10 protein-coding genes are annotated in these 6,950 nt (G+C 66.8%); 4 read left to right on the forward strand and 6 right to left on the reverse strand.

Translation table 11 applies throughout. The annotated features are described in order from the left end of the window. The 4 genes from VGD20_RS05980 to VGD20_RS05995 all read left to right on the forward strand — a co-directional run. A partial coding sequence (locus VGD20_RS05980; protein ID WP_331133577.1) for a hypothetical protein occupies window positions 1-354 on the forward strand: 354 nt, incomplete at its 5' end. A 29-nt stretch (window positions 355-383) separates the two neighbouring features. Then, complete coding sequence (gene ribD, locus VGD20_RS05985; protein WP_331133586.1) at window positions 384-1,328, forward strand: bifunctional diaminohydroxyphosphoribosylaminopyrimidine deaminase/5-amino-6-(5-phosphoribosylamino)uracil reductase RibD; 945 nt, start codon at window positions 384-386, stop codon at window positions 1,326-1,328. A gap of 7 nt (window positions 1,329-1,335) precedes the next feature. After that, window positions 1,336-1,962, forward strand: a complete 627-nt coding sequence (locus VGD20_RS05990) for a riboflavin synthase (protein ID WP_331133578.1) — start codon at window positions 1,336-1,338, stop codon at window positions 1,960-1,962. A 28-nt stretch (window positions 1,963-1,990) separates the two neighbouring features. Continuing rightward, complete coding sequence (locus VGD20_RS05995; protein ID WP_331133579.1) at window positions 1,991-2,422, forward strand: GFA family protein; 432 nt, start codon at window positions 1,991-1,993, stop codon at window positions 2,420-2,422. Here VGD20_RS05995 and VGD20_RS06000 read toward each other — a convergent pair. The 6 genes from VGD20_RS06000 to VGD20_RS06025 form a co-directional block, all read right to left on the reverse strand. Next, window positions 2,419-2,889, reverse strand: a complete 471-nt coding sequence (locus tag VGD20_RS06000) for an MmcB family DNA repair protein (RefSeq protein WP_331133580.1) — start codon at window positions 2,887-2,889, stop codon at window positions 2,419-2,421. The two genes, VGD20_RS05995 and VGD20_RS06000, sit on opposite strands and share 4 nt — an antisense overlap. A gap of 12 nt (window positions 2,890-2,901) precedes the next feature. After that, window positions 2,902-3,444: a single-stranded DNA-binding protein gene (gene ssb, locus VGD20_RS06005; RefSeq protein ID WP_331133581.1), complete on the reverse strand. Its 543-nt coding sequence runs from the start codon at window positions 3,442-3,444 to the stop codon at window positions 2,902-2,904. Window positions 3,445-3,478: 34 nt separating this feature from the next. After that, window positions 3,479-5,341, reverse strand: coding sequence for a ferrous iron transporter B (gene feoB / locus VGD20_RS06010; RefSeq protein ID WP_331133582.1), 1,863 nt, complete (start codon window positions 5,339-5,341; stop codon window positions 3,479-3,481). Continuing rightward, entirely contained in the window at window positions 5,338-5,598 is a 261-nt protein-coding gene (locus tag VGD20_RS06015) for a FeoA family protein (protein WP_331133583.1), read from the reverse strand. The genes feoB and VGD20_RS06015 overlap by 4 nt, the downstream gene beginning before the upstream one ends. Before the next feature lie 54 nt (window positions 5,599-5,652). Next, complete coding sequence (locus VGD20_RS06020; protein ID WP_331133584.1) at window positions 5,653-6,318, reverse strand: COQ9 family protein; 666 nt, start codon at window positions 6,316-6,318, stop codon at window positions 5,653-5,655. A 5-nt stretch (window positions 6,319-6,323) separates the two neighbouring features. Beyond that, the coding region (locus tag VGD20_RS06025; protein ID WP_331133585.1) for a DMT family transporter at window positions 6,324-6,950 on the reverse strand (627 nt) is incomplete at its 5' end.

A 6,950-nucleotide genomic window follows, 5' to 3' on the forward strand; every position in this document is an offset into this window, starting at 1 on the left:
TCCGGGGTCGAGAAATATCTGATCCCTTACGAAGCGCCCAAGGAACAGATCATCTATTTCGAGAACTGGGCCGCGAACCGTAGTGCTGCCGAGATTCGCGCCGACTGGGTGGCGCGCGCCAAGGAAACGACGCTGCATAACGCCCAGAAGCGCGCGGAATATCAGCGCTTCGCCGACAGCCTCGGCATCGAATATGATTCGGCAGAGGCCGACAGGGTGACGCGCGAGACGCTGGGCGATGAAGCGGCAGCGGAAGCGAAGAGGAAGCCCGCACCGGTGCAGGTCCGTTCGACGCTTGCCGAACGCGCCGCGCGCGGTCCCCAACCTGCCGCGGCAGCCCAAACCCGGCCCTGATGCAACGGCCGCCCGCCGACGCCGACTGGATGGCGGCCGCCATCGCGCTGTCGCGGCGTGGCCGGCCCGCGTCGGCGCCCAATCCTAATGTCGGCTGCCTGCTAGTCAAGCGTGGCAAGATCGTCGCGCGCGGCTGGACGCAAGCGGGCGGCCGCCCGCACGCCGAGGCCCTGGCGCTCGCGGCGGCAGGCGACGCGGCGCGCGGCGCGACCGCCTATGTCACGCTCGAACCGTGCGCGCATGCGAGCCCGCGCGGGCCGGCGTGTAGCGATACGCTCGTGGCCGCAGGGGTCGCGCGTGTCGTGATCGCGGCGCAGGATCCCGACCCGCGCACCGACGGCAAGGGCATCGCGCGACTGCAGGCGGCCGGAATCGAGGTTGTCTTTAACATCCTGCCCGCCGAGGCCCGCGCCGCAATGGCGCCGTGGTGGACGCGGCAGGGCGAAGGCCGGCCGTTCGTGACGCTCAAGCTCGCGACCTCGCTCGACGGCTGCATCGCGCGCGCTGACGGGACGAGCCGCTGGATCACCGGGACACGCGCCCGCGCACACGGGCATCTCGAGCGCGCGCAGCATCAGGCGATCCTCGTCGGGCGCGGGACATTCGATGCCGATTCGCCGAAGCTCGATGTGCGCCTGCCGGGGCTGGAAGATCGCAGTCCGCGCAAATTCCTGCTCACCAGCGGTAAGGCTCCCGAAGGCTGGACCGCGGTCGCCTCGCCCGAATCGGTCGACGACATTGATTCGCTGCTCGTCGAAGGCGGCGCCGGTGCTGCGTCGGCCTTTCTCGCTGCCGATCGCGTCGATCGCCTGCTCCTTTACCGCGCGCCGATCCTGATCGGCGGCGGCAAGCCGGCGCTCGGCGATATCGGCCTGACCGATCTGGCCGGGGCGCACGGTCGCTGGCGGCTCGCCGACAGCCGCCTGCTTGGCAGCGACCGGCTCGACGTCTACGAGCGGACGCGAAGGGAATAAGGCTCATATGTTCACGGGAATCATCACCGACATCGGCACCATCCGCGCGCGCGAGGATCGCGGCGACGCGCGGCTCGTCATTGGCACCGCCTACGACGTCGGCACGATCGACCTCGGCGCCTCGATCGCCTGTTCGGGGGCCTGCCTGACCGTCGTCGACAAGGGGGTCGATGGCGACAGCAACGGTCCGGGCGGCTGGTTCGCGATCGACGCGAGCGCGGAAACGATCGCGCGCACCGCGCCGGGCATGTGGGAGGCCGGCCGCCGCCTCAACCTCGAGCGTGCGCTCAAGATCGGCGACGAGCTCGGCGGCCATATCGTGACCGGCCATGTCGACGATATCGGCCGCATCGTTTCGGTTGAGCCCGTGGGCGACAGCGTGACGGTCACCGTTGCGGCGCCCGCATCGCTCGCGCCGCATATCGCGCCCAAGGGTTCGATCACCGTCGACGGCGTATCGCTGACGGTCAACGCGGTGATCGATCAGCCCGATGGAGAGGCGCATTTCACTCTCAACATCATCCCGCACACGCAGGAGATGACGACACTCGACGAAGCCGCGGCAGGGCGCCCGGTCAATCTCGAGATCGATATCCTCGCGCGCTATCTCGCGCGGATGCAGGCGCGGGGATAGTCTTGCGAAGAACGGACAAGGAGGGCCTATGACAAGCGCGCTTCATGGCTCCTGCCTGTGCGGTGAAATCCGTTTCGAGATCGACGGAAAAATTGGACCGGCCGGCCAGTGTCATTGTTCCAAATGCCGAAAGGTCTCGGGTACGGACGGCAATGCGGTCTTCTACGCGCCCGCAGCCAGTTTCCGCTGGCTGGCGGGTGAGGACATGATCCAGCGTTTCGCTGTTCCCGATGGCGGCGGCTGGTCGTCGCATTTCTGCCGGCAATGCGGCAGCCCGGTGCCGCTGAGCGGCGATGACGGAAAGTTTCTTTTCGTCCCGGCGGGTTTGCTCGACGAAGACCCGGGATTTCGCGGCTATGCGGCCCATATTTTCGTCGGTTCAAAAGCGCCATGGGTCTGCATCGCCGATTCGGCACCGCAATATGAAGCGGGCTTCGGTTCGGCGCGGATCGATCGCTAGCTCTCGGCCCAGCCCGCCGCCAGTTCGGGATCCGCCGCGACCATCGACCGCCGCATCGCGAGTCGCCCGATCCTGAGTAGCTCGGCCTTGCGCCGCGCGGGAGCGAGATGACACGACGCTGCCTCGCGCACCACCGCCGCGCCATAGCGGTCGGCGACGATCAGCCCCGAGGTGCCGGGACGATAATCCTCGGTTTCGAGGATCGCCGGGTCGAGCCCCGATGCGAGCGCCCAGTAGAAACGGTCGCACCAGTCGCAATAGTCGGGCCATTTTCCGTCGCCGTGCAGGTCGGCGCGGCTGACCTTGATCTCGACGATCGTGATATTGCCTTTGGCGTCGATCGCAGTGAGGTCGGTGCGGCGCCCGTTGGGGAGCGTGACCTCGGGAATCGCGACCAGCCCCTGCTGCGCGAACAGCCGGCACACGCCGCGCGCGACGTCCGCGGCGGTCAGCAGGTCACTCGCCATCGTTCAAAAGCCTCAGAACGGAACGTCGTCGTCCAGATCGTCGTCGAAAGGCGGACGGCCACCGCCGCCCGAGCCGCCGCCGAAGCCGCCACCCGACGAGCCACCACCGCCGCCCTGGTTCCAGCCGCCGCCCGCGCCACCGCCCGACGAACCGCCGCTCCACTCGTCACCACCACCGCCGCCGCGCGAACCGCCGCCGCCCGGCGCGCCATCGAGCATGGTCAGCGTGCCGCCCATGCCCGCGATCACGATCTCGGTCGTATATTTGTCGTTGCCGTCGCGGTCCTGCCATTTGCGTGTCCGCAGGCTGCCTTCGATGTAAACTTTCGAGCCCTTTTTGAGGTAACGTTCGACGACGCCGATCAGCCCTTCGCCGTTGATCACGACCTGATGCCACTCGGTGCGCTCCTTGCGCTCGCCGGTCATCCGGTCCTTCCACTGCTCGGATGTCGCAATGCGGAGATTCGCGACCTTGCCGCCGTTCTGGAACGACTTGATTTCGGGATCGGCGCCGAGGTTGCCGATGAGAATTACCTTGTTGACGCTGCCAGCCATCGCCGCTCCGCTCCGCTCTCAAAAGTTGGGAGGATCAGCCGAGTCCGAAGGCGACGGCCGTCCAGTAAGTGATACCAGCAGCGGCATAGGCCAGCAGGAACAAATAGCCAACCATGAACATCGGCCATTTCCACCCGTTGGTCTCGCGCCGGGTGATCGCGATCGTCGAAATGCATTGCGGCGCGAAGACGAACCAGGCGAGGAAAGCGAGCGCGGTGGCGAGGCTCCACTTGCCCTGCAGCCGTTCGCCCAGCGACTGCGCCATCGCCTCCTCGTCGTCACCGGCGTCGATCGCGTTCGCCGTTGCCATCGCCGACACCGCGACCTCGCGCGCCGCCATCGCGGGGATCAGCGCGAGCGCGATGTCGTGGTTGAAACCGATGGGCTTGACGACGACCTCAAGCCCGCTCGCGATGCGTCCGGCGACACTATATTCGACCTGGCTTTCGCCCTCGGGCGCTTGCGGGAAGGTGAGGAGCAGCCAGAGGACGACGGTGGTCATCGCGATGATCGTGCCCGCGCGGCGGAGGAATATCCACGCGCGCTGCCACAGGCCGAGCGCGATGTCGCGCCATCGCGGCATCTGATAGCGCGGCATTTCCATCATGAAGCCCGCCGCACTGCCCTTTGCGACGGTACGGCGCAGGACATAGGCGACGACAAGCGCGCCGACGATCCCCGCGAGATAAAGCCCGAACAGCACGAGTCCCTGCAGCCCGACCGGCGATCCTCCGACCGTCGTATTCGGGATGAAGGCGGCGATGATCAGCGCATAGACCGGCAGCCGCGCCGAACAGGTCATCAGCGGCGCGATCAGGATCGTTGTCAGCCGGTCCTTTTCGTCGGGGATTGCGCGCGTCGCCATGATGCCAGGCACCGCGCAGGCAAAGCTCGACAGCAAGGGAATGAAACCGCGGCCCGACAGCCCGACCTTGCCCATCAGCCCGTCCATCAGGAAAGCGGCGCGCGTCATATAGCCTGACGCTTCGAGTAACAGGATAAAGAGGAAGAGGATCAGGATCTGCGGCAGGAAGACGACAACCGCGCCGACCCCTGCGAGCAACCCCTCGACGACCAGCCCGCGCAGGAAATTGTCGGGGAAGGTGGCGACCACCCACTGCTGCAACACGCCGATCCCGCCTTCGAGGAAGTCGGCGGGCGCCTCGGCGGCGGCATAGACCGCCTGAAACATCACGAACATCAGCGCGAGAAGGATGGCAAGTCCGGCGACGGGGTGCAGCACGACATTGTCGACGCGCTGGGTCCAGCGGCGCACCGGGGTTTCGCTGAGGATCGCGGCGCGCGCGATCGTGCGGGCGCGCTGGTGCAGCGATGCGTCGTTCGCCTTGGCGGGCGTGACGGCGGCGTGCGGTTGATGCGCCTCGATCGCGCCGTCGACGGCGGCGAGCAGGTCGGTCAGGCCGCGCTTGCGCACCGCGACCGTGGGCACCACGGGCACGCCCAGTTCTTTCGACAACCTTCCCGCGTCGAGCGTCAGCCCGTCGCGTTCGGCGAGATCGACCATGTTGAGCGCGACGACGGTAGGCAGGCCAAGCGCGAGCAGTTCGAGCGCGAAGCAAAGATGATTGTCGAGGTTCGCGGCGTCGAGCACGACAATCAGCGCGTCGGGGCGCTTCTCGCCATCCTGCTTGCCCAAAATGACATCGCGCGTCACCGCTTCGTCGAGGCTCGCCGGTGTCAGGCTGTATGTGCCGGGCAGGTCGATCAGCGCGATCGGGCGGCCGTCGGCAAAACTCGCATGCCCCGCCTTCCGCTCGACGGTGACGCCGGGATAATTGGCAATTTTCTGCCGCGCGCCGGTCAATGCATTGAACAGGCTCGACTTGCCAGCATTGGGGTTGCCGACGAGTGCGATCGAGGGAATGGCAGCGGTCATGCGGCGGGCTCCACTTCGATCGCGGCGGCTTGCCGCGCGCGGATGATGACCTTCATGCGTCCGACAATGAGTGCGAGCGGGTCGCGCGAAAAGATGCTGCCGCGGTGGAGCGGGGTGACCTCGCACCCTTCCATCAGGCCGAATTCGCGGAGGCGGCGTCCCTCGTCGTCGGACATTGCCGTCCAGTCGATACGCGATATTCGCACCGCGACACCCAGCGGCGCACGATCCAGCACATTTTCGAGCAAAGCAGTCATTTGCGAGCGATTATCAATAACAATCGCTTCGCGCCAGTCCTTTATCCCGGGGGGTCAGCGCCCCGGGTAGCGGAGCCGTCCGACGAAGCGTGCAAGGCTTGGCCGTTCGATGCTGCGCGACGCGCGGCGATGCTTCCAGCTTTCGAAGCGCATCACCTGGTCGATGCGGCGCGCGAGGAACGCACGCGTTTCGGCGAAATCCTCGCTCTCGTCATTCAGGAACACCGCCATCGTCGATCCGTAGACCGCGCCGAGGATCGCGCGCTTGCTGTAATGATTATAGTCGGTCGCCGTGTCGCCCGCGAGCCGCCACATATGATCGGCGGCGCGCCAGCCGAGTTTGGCGGCGTGCGGCGTATTGGTCGGCAGCGCGAGCAAAGCCAATGCACGGCGCAGCGATTCGCGATTCGGCGCGAGCAGGTCGAGGCGCGTTTCGACCAGCGACGTGATGCGCTCGCGGATCTTGAGCGTGGCGAGTTTCGCGGCCGGCCAGCGCGCTTCCATGGTCGCGTCGATATCGGCGAACCAGGCGTCGACCATGTCGCGGGCGCCGCCGGGAAAGGCGAGGCGCGCGACATCGGCATCGACACCTGCGCGTGCCGCGGCGTCGTCGAGCGCGGCGGGGCTGAAGCCATCGAATGCGGCGGACGTGGCGATCAGCGGCGCGAGCGCGGCGCGTATCTCGTCGAGGGTCGGGTCGGCGGGCAGGATCGAAGCCATGATGCTCAGATAGGCGCCGCGCGGCGGCTCGGCAACCGAATCAGCACGAGTGCGGCACCGACGAGCATGCCACCGAAAATATCGACCGGCCCGAGCCGTTCGTCGAACATCAGCCAGCCGGCGATCGCGGCGATCGCGGGCTGGATCAGCAGCGTCAGTGCGAGCACCAGCGGCGAGAAGCGCGGCAGCGACCAGATCATCAGCCCCTGACCTACGACTTGGCTGGTCAGCGCGAGCAGGATCAGCGGGGTCCAGTCGCGTGGCACGATCGCCTCGCCCAGCACGAGCGCGGTGCCCAGTAGCACCGGCACGCAAACGACCGAGGCGATGCCGAGCGCGGTCCATGGCGCGAGCGTTCCGCGCACGCGCTGCATCAGGATGACGTAACAGGTGTACAGCACGCCCGCGAGCAGGCTCAAAAGGTCACCGAGAAGATATTCACGAGACATTTCATAGCTCTGCCCCATCAATAGCGCCGAACCGGCGAAAGCAAGCAGCACCGCGAGCGCTTGCCAGCCGCGCGGCAGCGTGCGCGTCAGAAAGACCCCCCACAGGACAAGGAGCAGGCTCGCGCAATTGCCGAACAAGGTCGCATTGGCGATCTTGGTGTGGAGGATGCCGATATGCCAGGT

Source organism: Sphingopyxis sp., assembly GCF_036402335.1.
In the GTDB taxonomy this organism is placed as follows: Bacteria; Pseudomonadota; Alphaproteobacteria; order Sphingomonadales; family Sphingomonadaceae; genus Sphingopyxis.

Excerpts from the sequence above, each read along its gene's own strand:
- feoB (WP_331133582.1), bottom strand. The coding sequence starts at position 5,341 with ATGACCGCTGCCATTCCCTCGATCGCACTCGTCGGCAACCCCAATGCT.
- VGD20_RS06020 (WP_331133584.1), bottom strand. The coding sequence starts at position 6,318 with ATGGCTTCGATCCTGCCCGCCGACCCGACCCTCGACGAGATACGCGCC.
- VGD20_RS06000 (WP_331133580.1), bottom strand. The coding sequence starts at position 2,889 with ATGGCGAGTGACCTGCTGACCGCCGCGGACGTCGCGCGCGGCGTGTGC.
- VGD20_RS05995 (WP_331133579.1), top strand. The coding sequence starts at position 1,991 with ATGACAAGCGCGCTTCATGGCTCCTGCCTGTGCGGTGAAATCCGTTTC.
- VGD20_RS05990 (WP_331133578.1), top strand. The coding sequence starts at position 1,336 with ATGTTCACGGGAATCATCACCGACATCGGCACCATCCGCGCGCGCGAG.
- VGD20_RS06015 (WP_331133583.1), bottom strand. The coding sequence starts at position 5,598 with ATGACTGCTTTGCTCGAAAATGTGCTGGATCGTGCGCCGCTGGGTGTC.
- ssb (WP_331133581.1), bottom strand. The coding sequence starts at position 3,444 with ATGGCTGGCAGCGTCAACAAGGTAATTCTCATCGGCAACCTCGGCGCC.
- ribD (WP_331133586.1), top strand. The coding sequence starts at position 384 with ATGGCGGCCGCCATCGCGCTGTCGCGGCGTGGCCGGCCCGCGTCGGCG.